Below are 25200 nucleotides of genomic sequence, written 5' to 3' on the forward strand. Positions count from 1 at the left end.
TTTAGTTAATTAAATTATAAGGAATACCTGCTTTTTTTAAACTAAAAAACGTGCAATATGTATGGCTCCTAAACAAATATTTTACTATAATAGTATTGTATAAATATTTAAATATGTTATAGTTAATTTAGATGTATATAAGGAGCAAAGAATGGATAAAGTAAAGGCTGTATTAATAGAAAGCGATTCTAATATTATAGAAAAATATAAAAATGGGCTTTCAGCATCTTTTGATATAAGCACTTTTAAAGATACTCATTCATCTATGTCATATATTATAAAAAATAATGTAGATATTTATTTCTATATGATTAGATATAATGAAAAAGATGAAAATAGTATTAGTTTTTTTGCTGATAAAATAAAAGATATTAATCCTCAAATAAAGTTAGTTATTATAGAAACAGAAGATAATTTTAATAAAGATAAATATCCTTATGCTATAGTTTTTAATAATAAATCAGAAATGGCTCATATTAATGATATCCTTTTACAGTATGTCAATAATAATGACAGCTCGCAGAGAAGACAATATTCAAGAGTAAATTGGCCTCTAAATGTTATAATAGCATATAAAGACAAAATGCGTGGAACTATGGAAAGAAATATATTATCTATAAGCGGTAATGGAGCATATATTCGTTCTGATATTAATATTCCAAGTAAAGGCGAGATGCTTGGCCTTACCATTTCTTTTAGAGATTTTAAATTGTTTACAGAAGCTAAGGTAGTTTTTATTAATAATGGTACAGAAAGACCTAATTTCCCTAAGGGGTTTGCTGTACAATTTATTGATATAGGAATGGCTTCTCAGAAGATTATAGACCAAATTATAAGAGATAAATTATTACAAGAAATATTGATAGAATATGAAGATGAACATTTCTCATCATAATTAAAATTAAAGTGGCTATAGAAGAAGAGAAACGAATTTTAAGAAAATCATTAAAACTTATACGAAGTAAGTTAGACAGCAAATTTATAGAGAGTAGGGCTATAGCAATTACTAATAAATTCTTTAGCATAGTGGATATAAATAAATTTAGAGAAGTTTGTTTATATATAGATTTTGCAAACGAAGTTCCCACAAAAAATATTATAGAAAAACTGCTGAATAAAAATATTAAAGTGTCAGTTCCTTATATAATAGATGACCATAATATGAAATTGAAATACATAGAAGATTATAATAAGGATATTAATTTTAATACAAAGTTTGGCAATGGGGAGCCTTTTTTACATTGTAAAGATTGTAATATAGAAGAGATATCTATGTTTATAATACCAGCTTTAGGTTTTGATGAACATTGTAACAGAATAGGCTTTGGAAGAGGGTATTATGATAATATTTTAAAAGAAAATAGAAACGCCTTAAGAATAGGGCTTTCTTATGATTATCAAATACTGCCAATATTGCCTAAAGATGATAATGATGAAATATTAGATATTATAATAAGTGAAAATAAAGTAATAACAGCAATATTTTAATTTTCTATATTTTCTTCTGTGTCGTCATCGTCTCCGACTATTAATTTCTCTAAGTCAAGAACAACTAATAATTTATCTTCTAATTTAGCAACGCCTTTAATGTACTTTTGACCTATTCCGGATAACATAGGAGGAGGAGGCTGTATATTAGAAGTAGCAATAGATACTACTTTAGAAATTGCATCTATAATAATTCCCATATCTACATCATCTATTTTTACGATAATGATGCCGGTATTTTTTTCTCCCTCATTTTCATCTAAATTAAATCTCTTTTTTAGATCGACTATTGGTATAATATTTCCTCTAAGGTTAATAACGCCTTCAACATAATCTGGAGCATTAGGTATAAGCGTGATTTTTTCCATTTTAATAATTTCTTTAGCCTGCATAATGTCTATAGCATATTCATTATTGCCTAATTTAAAAGTAACTAGGTTAATACTATTTTCTACATCAACCTTATTTTCATTATTTTCAACAGGTTGTTGTTCTATTTCAGCCATATATAACGCCTCCATATAATTTTTGCAGTTATTAGATTATCGGAAATATATTTGCAAAATTAATAAATATTGTTTTTATCATTGGTAGCATATTTTATTATGTTTTTATTAAAAAGTCAATGAATATACATGTAGATATAGTTGCTGTATATTTGTATATGGTTTTTAATAAAAATAAATTAAAACTTATTCTGTAAATATACCCCCCTATACCATACTTGAATTTTATTTTAAATATATTATAATTATATTGTTAGATTATTGTAACATTTTATAAAAAATAGTAAAATATGTTTTATATAGAGGTTTATATATATGAAAATGACATTAAAAATAGGAGGCATGCACTGTGCTGCATGTTCAAGAGCTGTAGAGAGGGCATTAAAAAAAACAGATGGTATTGAAGAAGCCAATGTTAATATAGCTACAGAAAAAGCTGTGTTTAGCTATAATGAAAAGAAGATTAAATATGATGATATAGTTAATGTTATTGTAAAAGCAGGATATCAGGTTTTGGGCAAAGAGGAAGACCCAGCCGTTGTAAAAGCAAGAGAAATAAAGGAACAGAAAATAAGGCTTATAGTTTCAGCAATATTTTCTATACCTTTATTTTATATATCAATGGCTCCTATGGTGAGTTTTGTTAAGTTTCCAATACCTAATTTTTTGGTGCATCATCTTAATCCGCAAGTTTTTTCTATAGTTGCGATATTTTTATGTGTACCTGTTATGATATCAGGTTATAAATTTTACACATTAGGTTTCCCAGCACTTTTTAGAGGAAGCCCTAATATGGACTCACTTGTGGCAATAGGAACAACTGCGGCATTTACTTATAGTATTTATTCTACTGTTTTGGCATTTATGGGGCTTAATCCTCATGGGGACAATCTTTATTATGAATCAGCTGCTGTTATAATCACATTAGTTCAGTTTGGAAAATATTTAGAAGCAAGAAGCAAAGGAAAGACAGGAGAAGCTATTAAAAAACTTATGGGGCTTCAGCCTAAAACTGCTACTATAATAAAAGATGGAGAAGAAAAAGAGATAAAAATTTCAGAAGTAAAAGTTGATGATATAATATTAGTTCGTCCGGGAGAGAAGATTCCGGTTGATGGTGAAATAATAGAAGGTTATAGCAGTGTTGATGAATCAATGCTTACAGGGGAGAGCATACCTGTTGAAAAGAGTGTAGGCGATAAAGTAGTTGGTGCTTCTATAAATAAAACAGGAAGTTTCAAATTTAAAGCTCAAAAAGTAGGGGCTGATACTGCATTAGCTCAAATTATCAAACTTGTAGAAGATGCTCAAGGTTCAAAAGCTCCTATTGCACATATTGCCGATGTTGTGTCATCATATTTTGTGCCTGCTGTAATAACTATAGCATTAATATCTGGTATAATTTGGTTTATAGCTCTTCACAATTTTGTATTTTCTTTAACCGTATTTGTATCTGTGCTTGTTATAGCTTGTCCTTGTGCTTTGGGGCTTGCTACTCCTACTGCAATAATGGTTGGTACTGGAAAAGGTGCTGAACTTGGAATACTTTTTAAAAATGCTGAAGCTTTAGAAGTTTCAGGTAAAATAAATGCTGTAATGTTTGACAAAACAGGTACTCTTACAGAGGGAAAGCCTTATGTTACAGATATTATTTCTGATGATAAAGATAAACTTCTCTTAATAGCTGCAAGTGCTGAAAATGGAAGCGAGCATCCATTAGGTGAGGCTATAGTAAGAGAAGCTAAAGAAAAAAATATAAAACTTCTTAACATAGAAAATTTTAAAGCAATAGCAGGTTTTGGAATAGAAGTATTTATTGATAATAAAAAAGTTTTAATGGGCAATGAGAAACTTATGAACAAAGAAAATATCAATATAGAAAATTATAATTCATATATGGATAAGCTTTCAAAAGAAGGTAAAACTCCTATGTATGTTGCCTATGACAATAAACTTTTAGGAATAATAGCAGTTGCTGATAAATTAAAAAATGAAAGCATTGAGGCAATAAAGAGACTTCATAAACTTGGAATAAAAACAGCAATGATAACAGGCGACAACAAAAACACAGCCAACTCAGTTGCAAAAGAAGCTGGAATTGATATTGTATTTGCAGAAGTTCTTCCAGAAGAGAAATCTAATGAAGTAAAAAAACTTCAAGATGAAGGATTTACTGTTGCTATGGTAGGCGATGGTATAAATGATGCTCCTGCTCTCACTCAGGCTAATGTTGGTATTGCTATTGGAAGTGGTACTGATGTTGCAATTGAGAGTGCTGATATAGTATTAGTAAAATCAAACACTAATGATGTTGTAACTGCCATAGAATTAAGCAAGGCTACCATGAGAGATATAAAACAGAACTTATTTTGGGCTTTTTGCTACAATGTAATAGGCATACCAATTGCGGCAGGAGTTTTGCATGTATTTAGAGAGCCTTTGATAGCTTCTTCTATAGGAGGATTTTTAACTGCTATTATGGGTAAGGATTTACTTCTCAATCCTATATTTGCTGCTCTTGCTATGAGTTTAAGTTCTGTTTCTGTGGTTACTAATGCTTTGAGATTAAACTTTTTTAAACCAAGCAAATAGGCTTTATTTTTTAATATATTTAGTTTTTTATTCATATTTTACTCCATTAATCCATGTAATTTTATAATTTACATGGATTATTTTTTTATAATTCTTTCAACGCACGCAGTGTAAAGCTAATAAACAATAATAGATTAAAATTCAAATTTTACTAAAAAATAAAATTTTATTTACCGTGCGTTAATTAATGTGCAAATTTAATTAACACTTGGGTGGGGGCTATAATTTCTAATATAGCAGTAAAAAGAAATGTAAGTGATAATTTTTAATTAGATAGAAGATATAAAGGGCGGGGATATAAATAAAATTTATTTGCAAAACATTAATGTAAACAACATGATTTTTTATACAAAAAATTATTAAAAAAATAAATTATCATAAACTTTTAACTTCCCAATTCGTCTAATAAAGTAAATAGCATGCTATATTATCTCAATAAAAAATTGCTTTGCAACATACAAATTAACTAATTTTGTAATGGGAGGTAAATTATAGATGAAAAATATAATAAAAATATTCATAGATATAATAATGACTATTCTTTTTTTTGTTTTATTAGCATATAACCTAACAGGCCGTACCATGCATGAATATTTGGGATTTTTAATTTTTGCTTTTTTTATACTTCATCATATACTAAACTTTAATTGGTGTAAAAATCTCTTTAAAGGTAAATATAATTTAACGAGATCATTAAATACATTCATAAATTTTATGCTTTTTATATGTATGCTTGGATTAATTATAAGCGGAATATTGTTTAATAGAGATGTAGTAGAATTTTTTAATCTTAGTAACATAAAAGTACTTAATAAAAAAGTGCATGTAATTTGCAGTTACTGGGGATTTATATTTATGTCTGCACATTTAGGAATGCATTGGGGTATATTTATAAATATGAGTAAAAAATTTATAAATATAAATAAACAAATATGCATAACAATAGCTTTATTAATAGCTATATATGGAATAGTTTCTTTTATAAAAAGAGATTTACACAACGTAATGTTTTTATTTACAAGACTTCCAGACTATGAAGAGCCGGCTATATTTTTCTTTATGGAGCATATTGCTATAATGGGGCTATTTATATTTATTAGTTATTATTTGCATATATTAAGCAATAGATTAAATAATACTAATTAATGAGCAAGAAATCTTTCAAATAAAGCAAATAGTATTATAAATTTATTTATATAATTTTTAGTAGATTTTATATTTTGTAATCTTTACTATTAGTTTTATTTTGAAAATGAATTAAAAGTTAATTTATTTAGGCTAAGCAAATAATTAGAAATTAATTTTTATATTATAGTTTCAAACTGCCATAAATATTTTTATGGCGGTTTGTTATTTTTTATAGCTTAAAAATTAAAATTATTCTTTTTGTTTAATACCTGTCTTAAGCCTTCTTTAGCCTGACTATCTCCGCCATTATAATTTAAAGCATTTCTATAACTTTCTTCTGCATTATCCAATTCATCTAATCTAAAATAGCATTTACCTAAAGCCAAATTAATATCAAACATCTCTTTTTTATCTTCTGCTATAGATAAAGCTTCACTATAAGCGTATATAGCATCATTATATTGAAGTCTTCTATAACAATAATTTCCATAAAGCATATAATTTTCTACTTTAGGAGACATTTCTATAAGTGATCTATAATATGAGCTTGCTTCATTATATGAGCGGATCTCTTCCATCATGGTAGCTAATGTTTTCCAAGCAGTTTCTCTTATAAATGTAGTGTTATTTTCATCATTAGCTGCTACCAATAGAGATTCATTTGCTTTTTTATATTCTCTATTTTTATAATACAGCATACCAGCTCTATATAAACTCTCTCTGTCGTCTGGATATTTTGATAATGTATAATTATAATAATTCAAAGCCTCATTATAATTACCTATGCTTTCATAATATATAGCTAAAGTTCTGCTAGGGAAAGCATTGCCTATAGATTCTTTTATTGAATTTTCAAGCAGTTTAATTCCTCTGTCTGAATTGCCGTAATATAATTCTAATTCTCCCAATCTTGGTTTAAATATTGCTTTATTAGTTTCTATAGTATATATCTCTTTGTAGTATCTTAAAGAAGTAGTAAATGATTTTTGTCTATAAGTAATATCTGCAAGTCTCTCTAAAGCAGTTTTGTATAAATCATCTTTTTTATCTAACATAATTATTTTTTTATAATTATCTTCAGCTTCGTCTAAATTATTTCCCTTATAGTAGGCGTTTGCAAGAAGTCCTATAGCTTCATAAGCATTAGTATAATTTTTTATTTTAGATAGTTTATAATAATATTTTACAGCCCTATCATAATCATTTTCTTCTTCATATAAATTACCCAAAGCTATAATAGTATCAATATCATTAGGATTCTGATTCAATATCTGCTCATAAACTTTTTTAATAGAATCATAATCTTCAACTTGTTCATATACCTTTACTAATCTCTTTACAGATTCTACCTGTGTTTTAGAATTAGCCAAGCTTTTTAAATACATTTCTATAGCACTATCAGTATCTCCAGCTATAACATATATATCACCAAGCACATTAGCAGCCATATCAGCATACTCATTATTGCTTTTTCTCACTAACTTGCTTAAAGTATCATAAGCCAAACTTTGCATTCCTTCGTTTAGGGCTATAATACCAACATTAAACATAGCCTCATCATTTTCTTCAAGTTTAAGCACTCTTTCATAATACCCTTTAGCTAATCGAGGTAAATCTCTGTCCATATAAAATTTACCTATAGTAAGCAGGGTAGGTACATAGTTTGAATTAATAGATAATGCTTCTTCTAATGTTACTAAAGCATCATCATACATCTCCATATTTAAATATGTAATTCCTATATTATGTTTTAATTCTTCATCGAAATACAAAGAATTGCTAACAGAACTAAATATTCTCAAAGCTTCTTCATAATTTTGTGTATCATTATATATTTTACCTAATAAAATATTTGCTTCATATTCTTTTTTTGGGTCTATAGTTGTTGCTATTTCTTTTTTTAATATTGATTTTGCTTTATTATAATCTTTTTTTCTATAGTATTCTTGTGCTAAAGTGTATTCATCTACTATTCTTGGGTTTAATTTTATTTTTCCTTGGTTAATAGCTACATTTAAAGATATTATAGAAATTAAGCCCAATGCTCCTATAGATAATATAAATACAAAGATTCGTATGCTTTGAAGTTTTTTTTCAATTTTTTTATTGTATATCTTCTTCTTGTATTGCATCTAAAATCCCATTAACAAATTTATAAGCATCTTTGTCGCCAAATATTTTAGCTATTTCCACAGCTTCATCTATTATCACAGATTTTGGTATATCTTTTAAATATATAAGTGAATATATAGACATTCTTATTATAGATTTATCTACGTATTGTATTCTTGAAATATTCCAATTTTTAGAATATTTCTCTATAATGCTGTCAATTTTTTGTAAATTATTTATAGTTCCTTCAACGAGTTCTTTAGTAAAACTATTATTAGCAGCTTTTTTATCATCATATTCAAAATTAAAAAGTTCATTTATATTTACTTTTTTTTCATTTATCTCGTATGAATATAAAGCCATAACTGCATATATTCTTGCCTGTCTTCTTGTTCCATATTTTGATAAATCTAAATCTTTTATTTTTTCTTTAGATTTTACAATTACTTTTTTCTTAATAGCTTTTTTAGGTGCTTCAGTATTTACTTCTTCATTATTGTTGTTTATTTCTTCAGACATATATTTCCTAGCCCAAATTAGTTTTCTGTAATTATTTTCGGCAATGATATGCTTAAAAAATAATTACAAATTGTATTTTTATATATATAATATTAATAAATATTTATAAAATTAGTAGCAGAAATTTTAATTATTTTTTGAAGTAAAAACTTAAAAGTTTATTTATAAATATTTTTATCAATAAACTTTATTATATATTAAGACTTATTTTAATTAAGTGAAAGCATTAAAATTTATAAAAGTTATAAAAAAAAAAATCTTATATTTTAGAATAAAAAATAAAGGGAGATGTTATAATAACAAACTCCCTTTTAATTTTTATGTTAAGAATCCAAGAACTCTTTTAATTCTTTCTTTTTGGAAGTTGCTCTTAATCTTCTTATTGCCTTAGCCTCAATCTGTCTTATACGTTCTCTTGTAACCTTAAATACATATCCAACCTCTTCTAAAGTATGATTGTATCCGTCATCTAATCCATAACGCATTCTAATAACTTTCTGTTCTCTTTCAGGCAAATTGTCAAGCAAAGAATCTATATGCTTTCTTAAGATTTTAAAAGTAGTGATATTTTGAGGGCTTTCAAACTCTTTATCTTCAATAAGCTCTCCAAGTATAGTGTCTTCTTCATCGCCAATAGGAGCATTCAAAGACACAGGGTCTTTAGCAACATTTCTTACACTTTTTACTCTGCTTTCCGGCCAGCTTAAAGCTCTTGCTATTTCTTGTATAGAAGGCTCTCTTCCATACTGCTGCATATATTGTCTTAATACCCTTGTTACTTTGTTTATTTGTTCTATCATATGAACAGGTACTCTTATAGTTCTCGCCTGATCGCTTATAGAACGAGTGATAGCTTGACGAATCCACCAAGTAGCATATGTTGAAAATTTGTATCCTTTTTTATATTCAAATTTATCAACAGCCTTAATAAGTCCAATATTTCCTTCCTGTACTAAATCAAAGAAATGAAGACCTCTGTTAGTGTATTTTTTTGCTATAGATATAACAAGTCTTAAATTAGCCTTAACAATATGGTCTTTTGCCTGAGCAATTTTTCTTCTTGAAGAATCGATTTTTCTTACCCATTCAACCAAAGTTTCTTTATCTGTGCGAACTTCGTCATAGATATCAGCCATACGAACTTGAGAATTATGAAAACTTGTTAATACTGCTTTTATAGCCTCTGGCGTAATATTAAACTCATCAACAAGTCTAGTATATATTTTTTTGTTTCCGCTTTCAATTTCATTGTAGTAATTTTCAAAATCACTTATCTCTTTACCGTATCTCTTTTTTAATTTCTCAAAATACTCTTCTATCTGATTAATTCTATGCAAATAAAACTTTAATTTCTCTGCTATTCTATCGATTTCCATTCTATTAAGCTTTACTTTGCCTAATAGTTTTACTATATTTTCTTTTATCTCATTTTGTTCATTTGTAAGAGTTTTTATAGTTTTTTGCGTAGTAGCTTTTTTTATTCTTTTATCTAAAGCTAAATATTTTTCTGCTAAATCAACATACTCTTTTTCAAAGTTTTTATACTTTCTCTCTAATTTTCTTTTTTCTTGTGTAGAGACATTATATATTCTTGGCGGTTCTAATATCTCATGTATAGATACTTTTCCATTTTTTACATATTTAATAGTGTTTAAAACTTCTCCTACTACTAAATGCGTATTTAATATAATAGACTCTATTTCAGATTCTCCGAGTTCTATTTTTTTAGAATATTCTACCTCATCATCATGAGTAAGAAGATCAACTTTGCCTATCTCTTTAAGATAAAGTCTTATAGGGTCATCATTGTTTCCAACTTTATCCTCTACATGTATAAATCTTGCAGCCTCATCAATTTTATTTTGATTTTTGGAAAGGCTTTCAAATTCTCTCTTGTCTTCAACAATGACAATCTTTCTAGCATTTAATAATTGAAAAAGTATGTCCATCACATCTGTGTCCATATTGTCTATGGCCGCATTTATCTCTTTGAACGTAAGATATTTGTTTGTGTTTCCTTTTTCGAGCAATTTTCTAATTTTTTCATTATTTTTAATTAGAAGATCGCAATCCTCTTCAATCATCATAATCACTTCCTTGATATAGTTTTTCCTTTTGCTTATTTAGTAAATGTATTTCACGGGCTTTATTACATATAGCTTCAAATCCTTCATTACTGTGGAGCGTTGCAGTTTTTAATACTTCCTCCCTCCTATAGTCTATATCCCCGCTTTTTATCTTTACAATAAGCTCGTCTAATTTTTCTTGTATATTATCTCTATACAACTTTTCCTTGCTTCTTATCTGATTAGCTATATGCTCATTGCCTAATACATTAAGAGCATCTTCAGCTGTTGCATCTTTATTAAGAGTTAAGAGCCTTATATAAAATTCTCTTGTGATATCTTTTTTAATAAGATCTACACCTATCTCTTTCTCTGCCTCTTTTATTAAAGATGGATTTAAAGCAAGTAAATATATTAAACTATTTTCATAGTAAAATTTATTGTCTTTTACAGTTTTTGGTGAAGCAGAAACAATTTTTGTGTTTTGAGCTTTATTAGTCAAAGTTCTTAAATAATCTCTATTGAAAGCATCTCTGTCAATAGAAAGTTCTGATGAAATATGAGAAATTATCATTTGTTTTTCTGTCTCACTTTTCAAAACATCTAAATACTTATAAAATAGCTTTACTATATATAGTTTTTCTTCTATAGTAAGTAAGCTTATATCTTTATTAACTGATGTTTTTAATAAAAAATCATACCAAGCAAGTTTTTTATTATATAGTATATCAAAACCATTAGCGTTATTGATAGTAAAAAACTCATCTAAATCTTTAGTAGATTCTATCAATAGTATAGTCAATTTTAAGTCAAACTTCAATAGTGTTAATATAGCCATTTTAGTAGCTTTTTGCCCAGCCTCATCATTATCCAAAGCTAAAACTACGTTATTTGTATATTTTTTTATTTCTTTTGCATGTTCTTCTGTGATGGCGGTACCCAAACTTCCAACTGTGTTTTTTATATTCATTTTGTGGCAAGCAATTGTATCCATATAGCCTTCTACCAGTATCACTTCATCTTTCTTCATTATATGTGTTTTAGCTATATTTATGCCGTATAGAGCAGATTTCTTTTTGAATATTAAACTCTCTTTTGAGTTTAAATATTTTGGCTCTTTTCCATCAATGCTTCTACCTCCAAAGCCTATAATCTCTTCTCTTTCATTGACTATCGGAAACATTATTCTATTTATAAATGTATCATAAAAATGATTTGGATTATTTTTGCTTATGCTTGCTAATCCTAAAGCATTTATATTATTTGTACTTATATTATTTTCGTTTAAAGCTTTAATCAAAGCATTCCAACTTGGAGGTGCATATCCTATTTTGAACTCTTTTATAATTGAAAATGGTATTTTCCTTTTTTTTAGATAATCTATAGCTTCTTTATAAAAATATTCTCCATTACTGTTTTTTAATAGAAGATTTTTACCAAAGAAGTTGCAGGCTATTTTATTTATTCTTTTACTTTCTAAAAATATTTGGTCTTTATGTTTGTTTTTTTGTGAAAAGAAATTACTAGTATCTATAGAAAACCTATTTCCAAGATATTTTACAGCCTCTTTAAAATCCATAGCCTCTTTTTCTTTTAGATATGTAAATACATTTCCTTTAGCACCGCATGTAAAGCATTTGTATATACCTTTAGAATCATCAACAGACATAGAAGGATTTGCCTCTTGACCATCTTTATGAAAAGGGCATTGAACGGTATACTGATTACCGCCTCTTGATATAACTTTATATCTGTCTCTTAATATATCTATAAGAGAGACACGGGATAAAAGCTGATTTAGTTTTTCTGTAAATAAAGTATCCACAATGTTTAAAATATAGTATAGTTTAATTTATTTGTGTATAAATATTATTAATATTTTAAAAAAAGTCAAGTATAATATTATGTTCTTTATTTATACTTTATTATAAAATATACAATAATCAATTAATTATATTTAATCAATTCATATGATTTTGTAAATTTATTTAATTAGGTTTTTAATTTAAAAGTATAAAATGTATCATTAGCTTTCTAATTCTTTTATTAGCTTAGAAGCTTCTTCAAATCTGTTTCTAATCTCTTTCCAATTTTTATCTTTTAATAAGTTTGTAGGGCATAACCAAGAGCCTCCGCATGCAAATACGTTTTTGTCTTGAAGATACTCTTTTACATTTTCAATATTTATTCCTCCTAAAGGCATAAATTTGACTCCAGTATGCTGGTAAACAGGGGCTATATTTTTAATCCAATTAATACCTCCGTAAAGACCAACATGAAAAAATTTTATATACTTATATCCGTAAGCCAAACATTGCTCAATTTCAGCAGGAGTTGCAGCACCTGGTATATAGTAATAATTTTTCTTTTTGGCATATTCAAGCATTGCAGGCTGAAACCCCGGGCTAATTATTATTTTTGTGCCTAAATCAAGTATTTTGTCAACTTGCTCAGTATTTAAAACCGTAGCAGCAGCTCTTGGAAGGTTAGGGTAGTATTTGGCTAATATTTCTAAAGCCTTGTATCCGTATTCTGTTCTAAGTGTTAATTCTATAGAAGGCAAAAACTCTAAGCAAAGCTCAGCTATATTTCTTATCTCCTCTTCATTTTCTACAACTACTACAGGTACAATTTTATTTTGTATGTATTTCTCTAACATAAAATTCCGTAAAAATTATTTTTTATTATAGTTTATAAAAAATACTAATTAAAGTTTATATTATTAATTTTATATTTATTATTACAATAGTTTAATCTATCATACTTAACCGTTAAAGTAAATATTGGCATTATTGAAACATATATTTTCTATTATATTTCCCAAATATTTAATATCATTAGGAATCTCGCCTTTTTCAGCCCATTCTCCTATAATGTTGCATAATATTCTTCTGAAATATTCATGTCTTGAGTATGATAAAAAACTTCTTGAGTCTGTAAGCATTCCAATAAATAAACCTAATGAAGCAGTATTAGCAAGAACTTTAATTTGCTCTTCTATTCCATCTTTATTATCTAAAAACCACCAAGCACAGCCGAGCTGCATTTTTCCCTTTATGATTCCGTCCTGAAAACACCCCATAAGAGTTGAAAGAGGGTAGTAGTCTTTATTGTTAAGACTATAAAAAATTATTTTTGGAAGTCCTCCTTCATTATTGGCTGTTGTTAATAATAAGGATAATTTTTCTATAATATTAGAATCCCCCACAGAATCATAGCCTGTATCAGCACCTAATTTTTTGAACATCGCTTCATTATTGTTTCTCATAGCAGATATATGTATTTGCATAACTAAATTTGATTCTCTGTATTTTTTTATTAACTTTATAAGAATATATGTTTTATATTTTTCTATCTCTTCATTAGATAACAATTCTTTATTCATTGCTTTTTTAAAAATATTATTTATCCTTTTTTCATTATCCAAATTAAACGGAACTATCGATAATGAACAGTCGCTTGATACACAACCTAAACTCTTAAAATAATCTATTCTTTTATATAATGCTTCAACTAATGATTTTATATCTTTTATATTTACTTTGCATACATTTTCTAACTTTTTTATATAATCATTAAAATCATTCATTTCTATATTTATAGCTTTATCCGGTCTAAAAGATGGAATAACTTTTGTGTCAATTTTTCCTATTTGAGCTTTACCTTCGTTTATCAATTTATGATATTCCAAATTATCTGTTGGGTCATCAGTTGTACCTATTGTATGAACATTAAATTTTTTAAGAATATCTTTAACTGTTATATTTTGTAATATTTCATTTGATTTCTGCCATATTATATCAGCATTATCTTCATTAATAATTTCATAAATATCAAAATACCTCTGAAGTTCTAAATGACTCCAATGATATAAAGGATTTCCTATTAAATTAGGCAGAGTTTTTACCCAAGCAATAAACTTTTCATAATCAGAAGATTTTCCTGTTATAAACTTTTCGTCTATGCCATTAGCCCGCATCATTCTCCACTTATAATGGTCTCCATAAAGCCAAATCTCTGTTATATTTTTAAATTTTTTATTTTCAGCAATTTCTTTTGGGTTTAAATGACAATGATAATCAAATATAGCACATTTATTAGCATAATTATAAAAAAGTGTTTTTGCTGTTTCATTATATAATAAAAAATCTTTATCCATAAAAGTTTTCATGATTTATCCTCTTTTTTAATTTATACTAAAGATTTTATGTTTTGTCAAAAAAAATTGAAACTTTTTATTATTTTTATATTTATTTCTTTAAGCATTATTTTATTACAGTGTGTTTGTTTTTATTAAATTTTAAAACATATAATAGCTAAAAAGTTATAAAGCGAATTTTCTATATACCGAAAATATAATATCATAAATAAATGGAGTAATAAATATGTTACGTTCTCTATGGACTGCTGCAAGCGGTATGAATGGTATGCAATTTAAAACTGATACAATAGCAAATAACCTTGCTAATGTTAATACAATAGGATATAAAAAAGTAAGAGCAGATTTTGAAGATTTAATATATCAAAATTTAAAAATACAGGGTACTCCTGCAACAGAAGACACTGTAACCCCTGTTGGACTTCAAACTGGTTTGGGTGTAAAAAGTGCTGCCACACAAAAGATGTTTGACCAAGGTTCATTGCAGGCTACTGGAAACAAATTAGATTTAGCATTAGAGGGAGAGGGATTCTTTCAAGTGTTGATGCCTGATGGAAGCGTATCATACACAAGAGATGGTTCTTTTAAAGTAGATGCTAACGGTCAGCTTGTAACTTCTAATGGATACAAATTAGTTCCTGAAATTATTTTTCCAGAAAACTTTCTTGTAGAAAAAATTAGCATATCAAGAGAGGGTGTTGTTTCTGTTACAATAGGCGATGAAAATGAAGCAGTTGAGCTTGGAAATATTACATTACATAGATTTATAAACCAAGCTGGACTACTCTCTATAGGTGATAACTTATATAAAGAAACTATAGCAAGCGGACCTGCTTTTGAAGGCGAGGCTGGTTCTAAAGGTTTCCCTAGAATACATCAGGGTTTCGTTGAAATGTCTAATGTTAAAGTAGTAGATGAAATGGTAGATATGATAGTTGCACAGAGAGCTTATGAAATGAACTCTAAAGCTGTGCAAACTAGCGATAACTTGTTAGCTACTGTTGTAAATTTAAAAAGATAATTTAATTATTTAGTTAAATAATATTAAAAAATAAAGAGAGTTTTTAATTTTTTAAAAGCTCTCTTTTCTATATATATCACCATAAGTATCTTTTTTAGCGGCATAAAGTGATGTAAGCATATCATATTCTTCTTTAATGTCTTCAGAATAAGAAAGCTTTGTTTCATCATAATTACTTCCCGCATTATAATACCTAAGACTCTGTATTATATCGCCATTAAATCTATTTAAAAGTTTAGCTATAAATCTAGTACCGAGTATAATATTTTCTCTGTAATTATACCTATTAAGAGTAGGATCAACATCTTTATTTGCTATAGGAGTAATTTGACAATAGCCATAAGCATTTTTCTTAGATAATGCTGTTGGTATAAAATCACTTTCTATTTTTATTAATGCTATCATAAGTAATGGGTCTATATCATAGCTTTGAGAGATATCAAAAACATCTTTAATAAACCAAAAATCTTGATTATAATGATTAGAAATGTCTTGTATTAAATTAACCCAACTATTTGTTACAAAAGAATAATTGTTAATATTGAAACTATGCGTCTCTAAATTGCCGGCACACAGTATTAAACTAAAAATTATAATAACTCTTTTCATAATTTTACCCCCAATAAAATTAAAGTTTTTTCGCTCCTTTAACTATTAAAAAATAGTAGCCATAAATTAAAAGTCATAAAATTATATATTATTTTTCATATAAATCAATACCTTATTAGATATTTAATACATATAAAAAATATATTTTTAGTTGACATAATATACATATATATTATACAATATAGTATATTATTTTATATATTTTGAGGTTTTATGTATGCAAAACTCTATGGATAATATTTTAAATCATATATCCTACAATATAAAAAATGAAGATTATGAAGGCACTTTAGAAGCATTAGATAATATTTTAAAAAAAGTGCCAAAAAATTATAGAGCCAACTTATACAAAGGACAATTATGTGTTGAAATAAAAAAATTTGATGATGCTATTAAATTTTTTGAAGAAGCTAAAAGAGTAGATGTAAATACATTTAAATCTTACAATTTACTTGGCATAAGCTATCATGCAATAGGAAACTATGATAAGGCTATAGAATGTTTTTATGAAACATTAAAAATACTTCCAAAATCTTACACTGCATACAATTTACTCGGCATAAGTTATTACAAAAAAAATGAACATGATAAAGCTATAGAATGTTTTAATAAAGCAATAGAGATTAATCCTAAATATGATAAAGCCTATAACAATTTGGCATTATATCATTATAGAAGTAAAAATTATGAAGCAGCTATAAACTTTTTTGAGAACTCAAAAAGTATGGATGAGATGACTTTTAAAGCCTATGATATGCTTGGAATGTGTTATTATAATATTGGAAATTATGATAAAGCGATAGAATGTTTAAATAGATATTTACAAAATAACAGCCGCTCCTACAAAATATCAAATACATTGGGAGCAATATATTCATACTTAAAAGATTATGATAAAGCAATAGAGTATTTTAATAAAGCAATAGAAATTAATCCTAAATATGCTAATGCCTACAACAATCTTGCATTAATATTTTTTAACAAAAAAAACTTTGATAAAGCAGCATTATATTTTGATAAAGCAAGAAAGTTTGATTTGGATTCTTTTACAGATTATTACAAATTGGCAATTAGTTATTATTCAAAAAAATACTATTATGAAGCAATAGAATATTTTAGCAAGGTAATAGAAAGAAATCCTAATTCATATAAGGCATATAATTTTATCGGGCTTTGCTACTCATCAAATGAAGAATATGATAAATCTATAGAATATTTTAATAAGGCTATAGAAATAAATGATATGTATTATAAGGCTTATAATAATTTAGCTAATGCATATTTAAATTTAAAAGATTATGATGAAGCTATAAAATATTTTAAATCATCTATAGAAATTAATGATAATGATGAGGCTTATTATGGAATAGCTATTTCTTATTATAATAAAGGTGAAAAAGAGACTGCGGCATATTATCTAAATAAAAATATTGATAATATAAACGATAATTATATAGATATGCTTTTTAATATTTATATAGATTTGGAAGATTATGATAAAGCGTTTGTATGCGTTAGAAAAAATAATAAATATTATGATAAGCTTATAAATATTTTGTATGATAAAAAAGAATATTCAAAAATAGTAACTTTATTTGAAGAAAATAATAATACAGTTAATAATAACGAGATTATAGCCAATTCATATTTCTACACAAAAAATTATGATAAAGCTATAGAGTATTATAAAAAACTTTTAGAAACAAATAAAGATAATTTTATTTATTATAATAATCTTGCTATTTTGTTTTTCTTAAAAAATGATTATTCTTCTATTGTTGAAACTTATTTAAAATATTTAGAGAATAATAGTTTGGCAAGTTACAATATATTTTTACTTTCATACAGCTTACTTGCAAATAAAAAAATTAGCTATAATGATTTTTTAAAACTATCAGATAAATGTTTAGAAAAAAGCATTACATATACAAATTATTCAAAAACAATATATCAAACTCTTAAATATGACACCAACACTTTAAAAACCATATTTGAAAATAGGATACAATTTTGTGATTCTAATACTATATTAAAAGACAAGTTTACAGAAAATCATTTAAGAGCATTAAAACCTATATTAGAAAAGACAAATATAATTTCATTTTATAAAAGCATAGATGATATTCATAATTGGAATAGCGACGATATATGTGTGGAGTATGAACTATTAGATTCCAATATATGCATTGCTTATAGAAATGATAACACTAATGTATATGGCAAAAAGGCTAAATTTTTATCATCTAATGAAAATATAGAATATGGTAATTTGCTTTCTATTTTTTATAAAGATAGAGATAAAATTGTGTCATATAAAAAAGAATTACAGTTAAAAGTAAAAGCGGTATATTTATCATACAGCTTTGATGATTCTGATATAAACCTTATGAGATGCATATTAAAAAATGAAAACATAAAACTATATAAAATGAATAATGATAATTCATATAATGAGATTTAAAATATTTATTGCAGTATAAAGTTTCTTGTTTCTATATAAGGCGTTTCATCAGCTATATAGGACTCTATCACAACAATATAATTACCCTTTGGAAGAGATGCTAATTCTTCTTTTGTTATAGTGAGCTTAAACACATCATTTTCTAAAACAGCATTATACTCTCTTTCGCTTCCATTTTGTAATTGAAGAAGTACTTTTACTTTTGTATTAGGGTCTGGCATCTCTAAAGCATTATTAGGATAATTGTATGATGAAACATAAATATCTATATTCATGTTGTTGTTTCTGTTTACTATAGCAGGCATTTCAATATCTTCTATTCTGCTCATTTTTGTTGATAATTTTTCTATCCAATATTCAGCAGTGTAAGCATAATCTTTAAAAGCAGTTAATTCTATATAATTAGCCTTTGAATCTATTCTTGAAATAAAGAAAGGTCCATTTGATATATAAGCATGCCCGTATTTATCTATAAAGTCAATAGCAGCCTGATATCTTTTAACAGCCTCTTCTTTTGTAATAAAATCTTCTATTCCAGCAGGTATATATTCACTGTCTCTCATTTCAATTAATTTTTCTTTTATGTCAGCTACACAAGTAGGATTTTTTACATCTATAGCAGTCAATGATTGGTCTTGAGAAATACTATAAACATTACCAGATTTAGAGCCCTCAAGAACCATTTTAATTATAGCCTCATTTATCTCGAAAGGAATAACAGTGTTTCTATTTGGGTTTCCTATTTTAGGACTAACTGCCGCAATAGCAATTTGCCTATTCATATCCATTGGCCAATAATAGTTTCCATAGAGAGTAAAACTTCCATCTTCATTTATTACACTTCCAACAGCATTATCCATAGCAGACATATATCTTCCAGCCATAGCAGAATCATAATACTTATCATTTTCATTTGTCTTTGTTATTATGTTTGCAATAAACACACTTCCATACATCAAATCAACTAAAGATGAATCTATGCCATGATGCCATTTAAAACTTTTAGGCTTAAAATCACATTTTACATAAGCAGTAAGATTATTAGCATTTTTATAAATTATCTCACCATTTTCAACTTTTGTAGTTAAACCCTCTTCCCATTTTTGAGTATAAGGATTGTACATCTTAGCATTATTAGGAACTTTTACAGTGCCCACCGGTATGCCGTTATCACCAGCCCTAACACCTATCTCCAAACTATTAGTATCAGCCTCCCCAAGTATAAACTCTGTCTTTGCTGTGGAAGGCGATTCAAATGTAGCACCAGCATCAGAGCAAGGACCTATCATTATAGCAGAATAGGCATCAGAAAATCCTCCTACTCCCACAGGGTCCCATGGGCTTATAAATAATGAACCTTGTGCAGAATGCTGAAGAACTCTTAATACTTTTTCACCATTACGATTTGGCTTTATATCGGCACTTCTTATAGACCAATCATTAACACCGTCGCCTACTCCATAAAGCATTCTTCTTTTAAATCTTTCTTTGTTTGCTACAAAAAACTGTGTTTGAGAGTTTAAATATATTCGCACAGCATCTTCAAGCCCAATCTCCTGCAAACGCATATTGCCGCTCCAATACTCATCAGCAGTTAAAAACCAGCCGTTTGAATTTTTATCGCTTATTCTTGAAGCTTCTTTATTGTCATAATTCCAGAACTCAGCAATATTGCCTCCGGGCATGTAGTTGCCCTCTCTTACATACATTTGTCTAAGTGTAACGTCCCACCAAGCTCTTGTTGCTCCTGCCCCCCAAGCTTCTGTTATAATATTCCATTCATAATCTTTTGGGTCAGAGCCGTATACAACTTGGGTGGATTTGTTTCTGTCGTATAATAGTTTTTCTACTTTTATGCCTGTCTTTTCTATTAAATCTGATATTGCATTGCCTGCAGGAAGTCTTCCTGTGGGGTCATCTACTCTTATAACAAATTTAATAGTTACTATTTCGCCATTATATTTCCACCAGCCATTTTCTTTTCTTAGCTTTCCTTTGTTTTCTGGAAGATTAGCTGCTTTTTCCATAGCTTTATTTATATCATTAATTGCTTTCTCTTCATTGCCGTTTGCTGTCATACCCATTTTTGAAGGAATGAGATTATATCTATAAGTGCCGGGCTGACCGGGTGTTGCCTGAGTAAATGAAGGCTCCCCTGCACCTCTTAAAATTTCATCAACAAGCTTTTTTCTGTCTATTAAAAAATTCATTGCAAACCTTATTTCTTTTATAGCTAAAGGATTAAAATGAGTTTTTCCGTCTCTTGTAGTAACTGTATAAGGAGCTTTATTTGGCACGGGGTTAAACAATAAAGACCAAGAACCAGATGGTACAGCATAAGTATCGAGTTTTTCTAAATCACTTTCGCTTAATGATAAATATGTGCTTCCATCTATTCCGCTAGCCATTAAATCAGCACGTCCGTCGGCCACATCTTTAATTGCTATTGTCATATCGGTTCTCACTTCATATATTATCTTATCTATTAATGCTCCGCCTCTATCTATTTCTCTTATTTCTTCTTGGCTATTATTAGAACATGAAAATAATATTAATAAACTAAATATTGATAGAAAAAATTTATTCAAAAATTTCATTAAAAGCCTCGTATATGCAATAAAATACTACTTAACATAATAATCTTATAAATAATAAATGTCAATATAAGTATATATATGAAATGAGAAGTTAACTGTATGAAATTTTTATGGCTTTTTTGAAAAACATATTTTATATCAGTTATTATATTTAGTTATTTTTATAAATATGTGTATTAAAAAATTATAATATAAAAATTATAAAATGAAATTATTTTATAATATATAAAGTTTATAAATAAATTGCAGCACTTTTATAAAAATAAAATTAATGCATAAAAAATGTATATGTATTAATTATTTTTACTTGTTTTGTCTATAGCTTCCCATAAACCTTGCAAATAAACAGCACCTAATGCTCTGTCATAAAGTCCGTAACCGGGCATAGATACTTCGTTCCAAATAGCTCTTCCATGGTCGGGTCTAAATGGGCCTTCAAAACCTATATCATAAAAGGCCTTCATTATTGCAAACATATCCATTGAGCCGTCGCTTGACAAGTGTGCTGCTTCTTGGAATTTGCCCGGTGCTGTATGCTCTAAGTTTCTCACATGAGCAAAGAAAATTTTTCCTTTTAAACTTTTTATTATATCAGGTATATCATTTTTAGGGTTAGAGCCTAAAGAACCCGCACATAATGTTACTCCATTACAAGGGCTATTAACACTATTAACCATTCTTAAAATATTTTCTTTATTAACTATTATTCTTGGAAGTCCAAATACAGGCCATGCAGGGTCATCAGGGTGTATAGCCATTTTTATATTATATTTCTCACATGTAGGCATAACAGCACTTAAGAAATATTTTAAGTTTTCAAAGAGCTTTTCATCATCAACATCTTTATACATTTCAAAAAGTTCTTTTAATCTGCTTAACCTTTCAGGCTCCCAGCCGGGAAGAACAAAACCATTAGAATTAGAATCAATTTGCTCAAACATTTTCTCTGGGTCTATTTTATCTATTATTTCTTGGTCATAAGATAATACTGTAGAACCGTCAGGTCTTACTTTTGCTAAATCGCTTCTTGTCCAGTCAAATACAGGCATAAAATTGTAGCATACTAAATTAATTTCATTTTTACCTAAAACCTCTAATGTTTTTATATAATTTTCTATATATTTGTCTCTGCTTGGAAGCCCTATTTTTATGTCATCATGTATGTTTACACTTTCTATACCGTATATTTTAAGCCCTGTATCTTCTACTTCTTTTTTTAGTTTTTTTACATCCTCTTCTTTCCAAGCTTCTCCTACTTTGCTGTTATATAATGTTGTTATCACTCCTTTTACTCCCGGTATTTGTCTAATCTGTTTTAGAGTTACAGAGTCAAAATTTTTTCCAAACCATCTTAAAGTCATTATCATAATAGAATTTTCTCCTTAAATTATTTTATATATTTTTCTAAGCATTCTTTTACAGCATTTTCTTTGCTTATCATTTCACTAAAATAATTTTCTATTTTGCTTCCTAAGTTTATTTTTTCATCATATAAATCAACAGCAAATATAGTTTTGTTTGATAATATGGGTTTTAGATTATTTCCTAAGTTTTCAGGTTCTTTGAATTTTATATTTTTTATATGTTTTTGTAATTCTTCAAGCATAGGGTCTGGGCTTATTTCCATAGGATTTCCATTATCATCAATACCCATTAAATATCTAATCCAAGCAGCTATTGTTAAAGGTATGCCTATTAGAGAAGAAGCATCAAGTCCATTTTTTGCATAAGATTTTAGGGTTTCTCCGTATCTTATAGGTATTTTTTGAGAAGTGTCTGTTGCTATTCTTTTTGGTGAATCTGGTATATAAGGATTTACTAAACGCTCTTCAATTACTTCTTTTATAAAATCTTTAGGGTTCAAAATTTTAGGATTAACTGCAACTTTCATTCCTTCATCATAACCTATTATTTCTACTAATTTTTTTAATGTATGATTTCTCATCTCTTCATAAATAAAATTATAATTTAATAAACAGCCAAATATTGCTAAAGCTGTGTGCAGAGGATTTAAGCATGTAGTAACTTTCATTTTCTCTGAATTCTCAACAGTTGTTCTATCTGCTATATATATTCCAGCTTTTTCAAAATATGGTCTTCCATTAGGAAATAAATCTTCTATAACTAAATATTCAGCTGCTTCAGCATTAACGAAAGCAGCCATATTATTATTTCCTATTTTGAAAACCGACATTCCTTCAAGCCCTATACACTCTAATTTTTTTGATATAATCTCAGAAGGTCTTGGAGTGATTTTATCAATCATACTTAAAGGAAAAGAAACTTTTTTACTGTCTTCAAGATACTCTATAAATCCATCATCGGAAAAACCTTTTTTTACCCATTCTTTAGCTATCTCAATAATAGATGATTTTAATTTATCTCCATTATTTGAACAGTTATCTATACTAAGCATAGCTATAGGAAAGGCACCATTTTTGTATCTTTCTAAAAGCATAGCAGCAGCAATGCTCATAATATTTTTTGCTTTTTTAGGCTCATTATTAATATCTTCTTTTACTATATTGTTGTAATTTCCATTTAAATCTTTTATTGAATAACCTTTCTCTGTAATAGTAAAACTCACAACTTGAAGAGAACTTGATATAAATATTTTTTTTAATGCTTCATAGTTATTTATAAAATCAGCATGAATTATTTTTGCTATGCTTCCTATAACTTTTTTCTCTATATCTCCATTGCTTTTTATAGAAGCTAAAAGAGTGAGATTATCGAAAGGCTTATAAACTTTATTAATCATATCATAATCATTGTCTCTTCCAGCGGCATGAGTATCTACTGCTATTATACCAGTATCAATGATATTATCATTTAAAAGTCTATCTGCCGCAGCAGCAATAAACCCTCTGAATATATTTCCTGCTCCAAAATGAATCCAAGTAGGATTTTTATTAGTATTTTCTATAATTTTTTCTATATTATATTTAGGAATTTTGATATTAGCTTTTTTAAAAAAATCTTTATTATTATTTAATGTATCTATATTTAATTTCATTTAAGGAATTCCTATTTCTATAATAATGTTTATTAATTTTATAAAAAGAATATAAACTGTCAATATATTATTAACTTTATTTAATATAATAAATTATCAGCAATTTTTGAAATTATTTTTTATAGAATTTTTATATGTGCAATGTTTTTAACAAAATAATTATAAAAAAATTATTAATAAAAGATGAAATAAAGCTATTATTATAATTTTTTATTTAAAATTTCTATCTATTTCCAAATTTCTTAAAGTTTCCATCATCTGTATTTGCATCTGTATTCTAAAATTGTCATTAACAGCACTATTTACAGCATTATTATTTGGTGATTTTTGATATATTTCTGATAGTATTTTAGAATTATTTACTCTCATTTTGTCTTCAAGCATTCTAATTCTTGGAGAATATCTGCCGTCTATTGCTTTTAATTTCTCTCTTTCTTGATAAGTCATATATCCGTTTCCAAATTTATAGAATCTGCCATTTCTGTAATATGTTTTTGTGTATCCGTAATTTTTATATCTTTGATTATATAAGTCATAACGAGGCTGGTATAATGGTATTCTTTGATTTGGTATTAATGGCTTTACATTGCCTACTCTTGGCGTTGGAGAATAATGATATTGTGAAAACAAATTAATTGATAGTATAAAAAATATACAAAATAATTTCTTCATTGTTTTACCTCCGTATATATTAATTATACAAATAGTAAAAATAAATTCAATAACTCCGCATAATGAAAAACATTACATGGAGTTTCTGAGTAAATTATGAGTAATTATTCTTAAGTTGTGTATTATATTAGACGATTGATATTCAAAAAAGTTCCCAAAAAAATTATTTTTTTTATATTTTTTATGTTTTTTACTACTTTGACAAATGAGGCATTTTATTATATCCTTTATAAAATTATAAATAATATAATTAC

18 protein-coding genes are annotated in these 25200 nt (G+C 27.2%); 6 read left to right on the forward strand and 12 right to left on the reverse strand.

The genetic code is table 11. From position 1 onward, the window contains the following. The first annotated feature begins 151 nt into the window (after positions 1 to 151). Both Q0H31_RS05060 and Q0H31_RS05065 read left to right on the forward strand, forming a co-directional pair. Entirely contained in the window at positions 152 to 895 is a 744-nt protein-coding gene (locus Q0H31_RS05060) for a PilZ domain-containing protein (protein ID WP_295296150.1), read from the forward strand. Positions 896 to 906: 11 nt separating this feature from the next. Beyond that, positions 907 to 1488 carry a 5-formyltetrahydrofolate cyclo-ligase gene (locus tag Q0H31_RS05065; RefSeq protein ID WP_295296151.1) on the forward strand — a complete coding sequence of 194 codons (582 nt, stop codon included), beginning with the start codon at positions 907 to 909 and terminating at the stop codon, positions 1486 to 1488. Here the strand turns inward: Q0H31_RS05065 and Q0H31_RS05070 are convergent. Further along, positions 1485 to 1994: a chemotaxis protein CheW gene (locus tag Q0H31_RS05070; protein ID WP_295296152.1), complete on the reverse strand. Its 510-nt coding sequence runs from the start codon at positions 1992 to 1994 to the stop codon at positions 1485 to 1487. The genes Q0H31_RS05065 and Q0H31_RS05070 overlap by 4 nt on opposite strands. Before the next feature lie 315 nt (positions 1995 to 2309). Between Q0H31_RS05070 and Q0H31_RS05075 the strand changes: the two genes are divergently transcribed. Both Q0H31_RS05075 and Q0H31_RS05080 read left to right on the forward strand, forming a co-directional pair. Further along, the gene (locus tag Q0H31_RS05075) at positions 2310 to 4586 is read left to right on the forward strand and encodes a heavy metal translocating P-type ATPase (protein WP_295296153.1); all 2277 of its coding nucleotides are present in this window, start codon (positions 2310 to 2312) and stop codon (positions 4584 to 4586) included. A gap of 495 nt (positions 4587 to 5081) precedes the next feature. Beyond that, entirely contained in the window at positions 5082 to 5732 is a 651-nt protein-coding gene (locus Q0H31_RS05080; protein ID WP_295296154.1) for a DUF4405 domain-containing protein, read from the forward strand. 218 nt (positions 5733 to 5950) lie between these two features. On the opposite strand, the gene Q0H31_RS05085 is transcribed toward Q0H31_RS05080, so the two are convergent. The 6 genes from Q0H31_RS05085 to uxaC form a co-directional block, all read right to left on the reverse strand. Next, the gene (locus Q0H31_RS05085) at positions 5951 to 7846 is read right to left on the reverse strand and encodes a tetratricopeptide repeat protein (protein WP_295296155.1); all 1896 of its coding nucleotides are present in this window, start codon (positions 7844 to 7846) and stop codon (positions 5951 to 5953) included. Next, a complete protein-coding gene (gene nusB, locus Q0H31_RS05090; protein WP_295296156.1) occupies positions 7818 to 8345 on the reverse strand; it encodes a transcription antitermination factor NusB in 528 nt (175 codons plus the stop codon). Before nusB ends, Q0H31_RS05085 begins: the two co-directional genes overlap by 29 nt. A 323-nt stretch (positions 8346 to 8668) precedes the next feature. Further along, positions 8669 to 10432, reverse strand: coding sequence for an RNA polymerase sigma factor RpoD (rpoD, locus tag Q0H31_RS05095; RefSeq protein WP_295296157.1), 1764 nt, complete (start codon positions 10430 to 10432; stop codon positions 8669 to 8671). Further along, complete coding sequence (gene dnaG, locus Q0H31_RS05100; RefSeq protein WP_295296158.1) at positions 10422 to 12236, reverse strand: DNA primase; 1815 nt, start codon at positions 12234 to 12236, stop codon at positions 10422 to 10424. Before dnaG ends, rpoD begins: the two co-directional genes overlap by 11 nt. Before the next feature lie 201 nt (positions 12237 to 12437). Beyond that, positions 12438 to 13070, reverse strand: a complete 633-nt coding sequence (locus tag Q0H31_RS05105; RefSeq protein WP_295296159.1) for a bifunctional 4-hydroxy-2-oxoglutarate aldolase/2-dehydro-3-deoxy-phosphogluconate aldolase — start codon at positions 13068 to 13070, stop codon at positions 12438 to 12440. A 105-nt stretch (positions 13071 to 13175) separates the two neighbouring features. Continuing rightward, positions 13176 to 14582: a glucuronate isomerase gene (gene uxaC / locus Q0H31_RS05110; RefSeq protein ID WP_295296160.1), complete on the reverse strand. Its 1407-nt coding sequence runs from the start codon at positions 14580 to 14582 to the stop codon at positions 13176 to 13178. 214 nt (positions 14583 to 14796) lie between these two features. Between uxaC and flgG the strand changes: the two genes are divergently transcribed. Further along, a complete protein-coding gene (gene flgG / locus Q0H31_RS05115; protein WP_295296161.1) occupies positions 14797 to 15591 on the forward strand; it encodes a flagellar basal-body rod protein FlgG in 795 nt (264 codons plus the stop codon). Positions 15592 to 15642: 51 nt separating this feature from the next. On the opposite strand, the gene Q0H31_RS05120 is transcribed toward flgG, so the two are convergent. Then, positions 15643 to 16200, reverse strand: coding sequence for a lytic transglycosylase domain-containing protein (locus Q0H31_RS05120; RefSeq protein WP_295296162.1), 558 nt, complete (start codon positions 16198 to 16200; stop codon positions 15643 to 15645). Between the two features lie 217 nt (positions 16201 to 16417). Between Q0H31_RS05120 and Q0H31_RS05125 the strand changes: the two genes are divergently transcribed. After that, on the forward strand, positions 16418 to 18661 hold the full coding sequence (locus tag Q0H31_RS05125; RefSeq protein WP_295296163.1) for a tetratricopeptide repeat protein: 2244 nt from the start codon (positions 16418 to 16420) through the stop codon (positions 18659 to 18661). 5 nt (positions 18662 to 18666) lie between these two features. On the opposite strand, the gene Q0H31_RS05130 is transcribed toward Q0H31_RS05125, so the two are convergent. The 4 genes from Q0H31_RS05130 to Q0H31_RS05145 all read right to left on the reverse strand — a co-directional run bounded on the left by Q0H31_RS05130 (position 18667) and on the right by Q0H31_RS05145 (position 24946). Beyond that, positions 18667 to 21258 carry an ABC transporter substrate-binding protein gene (locus tag Q0H31_RS05130; RefSeq protein WP_295296164.1) on the reverse strand — a complete coding sequence of 864 codons (2592 nt, stop codon included), beginning with the start codon at positions 21256 to 21258 and terminating at the stop codon, positions 18667 to 18669. A gap of 293 nt (positions 21259 to 21551) precedes the next feature. Beyond that, positions 21552 to 22625, reverse strand: a complete 1074-nt coding sequence (gene uxuA / locus Q0H31_RS05135) for a mannonate dehydratase (RefSeq protein WP_295296165.1) — start codon at positions 22623 to 22625, stop codon at positions 21552 to 21554. A 20-nt stretch (positions 22626 to 22645) separates the two neighbouring features. Then, complete coding sequence (locus Q0H31_RS05140) at positions 22646 to 24274, reverse strand: mannitol dehydrogenase family protein (protein ID WP_295296166.1); 1629 nt, start codon at positions 24272 to 24274, stop codon at positions 22646 to 22648. A 210-nt stretch (positions 24275 to 24484) separates the two neighbouring features. Next, positions 24485 to 24946: a hypothetical protein gene (locus tag Q0H31_RS05145; RefSeq protein WP_295296167.1), complete on the reverse strand. Its 462-nt coding sequence runs from the start codon at positions 24944 to 24946 to the stop codon at positions 24485 to 24487. Between the last annotated feature and the right edge of the window lie 254 nt (positions 24947 to 25200).

This window comes from uncultured Brachyspira sp., assembly GCF_934747485.1.
In the GTDB taxonomy this organism is placed as follows: Bacteria; Spirochaetota; Brachyspiria; order Brachyspirales; family Brachyspiraceae; genus Brachyspira.

What these genes read in the sequence shown, in the direction of transcription:
- Q0H31_RS05060 (WP_295296150.1), top strand. Translation starts at nt 152, where the DNA reads ATGGATAAAGTAAAGGCTGTATTAATAGAAAGCGATTCTAATATTATA.
- Q0H31_RS05125 (WP_295296163.1), top strand. Translation starts at nt 16,418, where the DNA reads ATGCAAAACTCTATGGATAATATTTTAAATCATATATCCTACAATATA.
- Q0H31_RS05080 (WP_295296154.1), top strand. Translation starts at nt 5,082, where the DNA reads ATGAAAAATATAATAAAAATATTCATAGATATAATAATGACTATTCTT.
- Q0H31_RS05075 (WP_295296153.1), top strand. Translation starts at nt 2,310, where the DNA reads ATGAAAATGACATTAAAAATAGGAGGCATGCACTGTGCTGCATGTTCA.
- Q0H31_RS05085 (WP_295296155.1), bottom strand. Translation starts at nt 7,846, where the DNA reads ATGCAATACAAGAAGAAGATATACAATAAAAAAATTGAAAAAAAACTT.
- rpoD (WP_295296157.1), bottom strand. Translation starts at nt 10,432, where the DNA reads ATGATGATTGAAGAGGATTGCGATCTTCTAATTAAAAATAATGAAAAA.
- Q0H31_RS05145 (WP_295296167.1), bottom strand. Translation starts at nt 24,946, where the DNA reads ATGAAGAAATTATTTTGTATATTTTTTATACTATCAATTAATTTGTTT.
- nusB (WP_295296156.1), bottom strand. Translation starts at nt 8,345, where the DNA reads ATGTCTGAAGAAATAAACAACAATAATGAAGAAGTAAATACTGAAGCA.
- uxaC (WP_295296160.1), bottom strand. Translation starts at nt 14,582, where the DNA reads ATGAAAACTTTTATGGATAAAGATTTTTTATTATATAATGAAACAGCA.
- Q0H31_RS05140 (WP_295296166.1), bottom strand. Translation starts at nt 24,274, where the DNA reads ATGAAATTAAATATAGATACATTAAATAATAATAAAGATTTTTTTAAA.
- Q0H31_RS05070 (WP_295296152.1), bottom strand. Translation starts at nt 1,994, where the DNA reads ATGGCTGAAATAGAACAACAACCTGTTGAAAATAATGAAAATAAGGTT.
- Q0H31_RS05130 (WP_295296164.1), bottom strand. Translation starts at nt 21,258, where the DNA reads ATGAAATTTTTGAATAAATTTTTTCTATCAATATTTAGTTTATTAATA.
- Q0H31_RS05105 (WP_295296159.1), bottom strand. Translation starts at nt 13,070, where the DNA reads ATGTTAGAGAAATACATACAAAATAAAATTGTACCTGTAGTAGTTGTA.
- uxuA (WP_295296165.1), bottom strand. Translation starts at nt 22,625, where the DNA reads ATGATAATGACTTTAAGATGGTTTGGAAAAAATTTTGACTCTGTAACT.
- flgG (WP_295296161.1), top strand. Translation starts at nt 14,797, where the DNA reads ATGTTACGTTCTCTATGGACTGCTGCAAGCGGTATGAATGGTATGCAA.
- Q0H31_RS05120 (WP_295296162.1), bottom strand. Translation starts at nt 16,200, where the DNA reads ATGAAAAGAGTTATTATAATTTTTAGTTTAATACTGTGTGCCGGCAAT.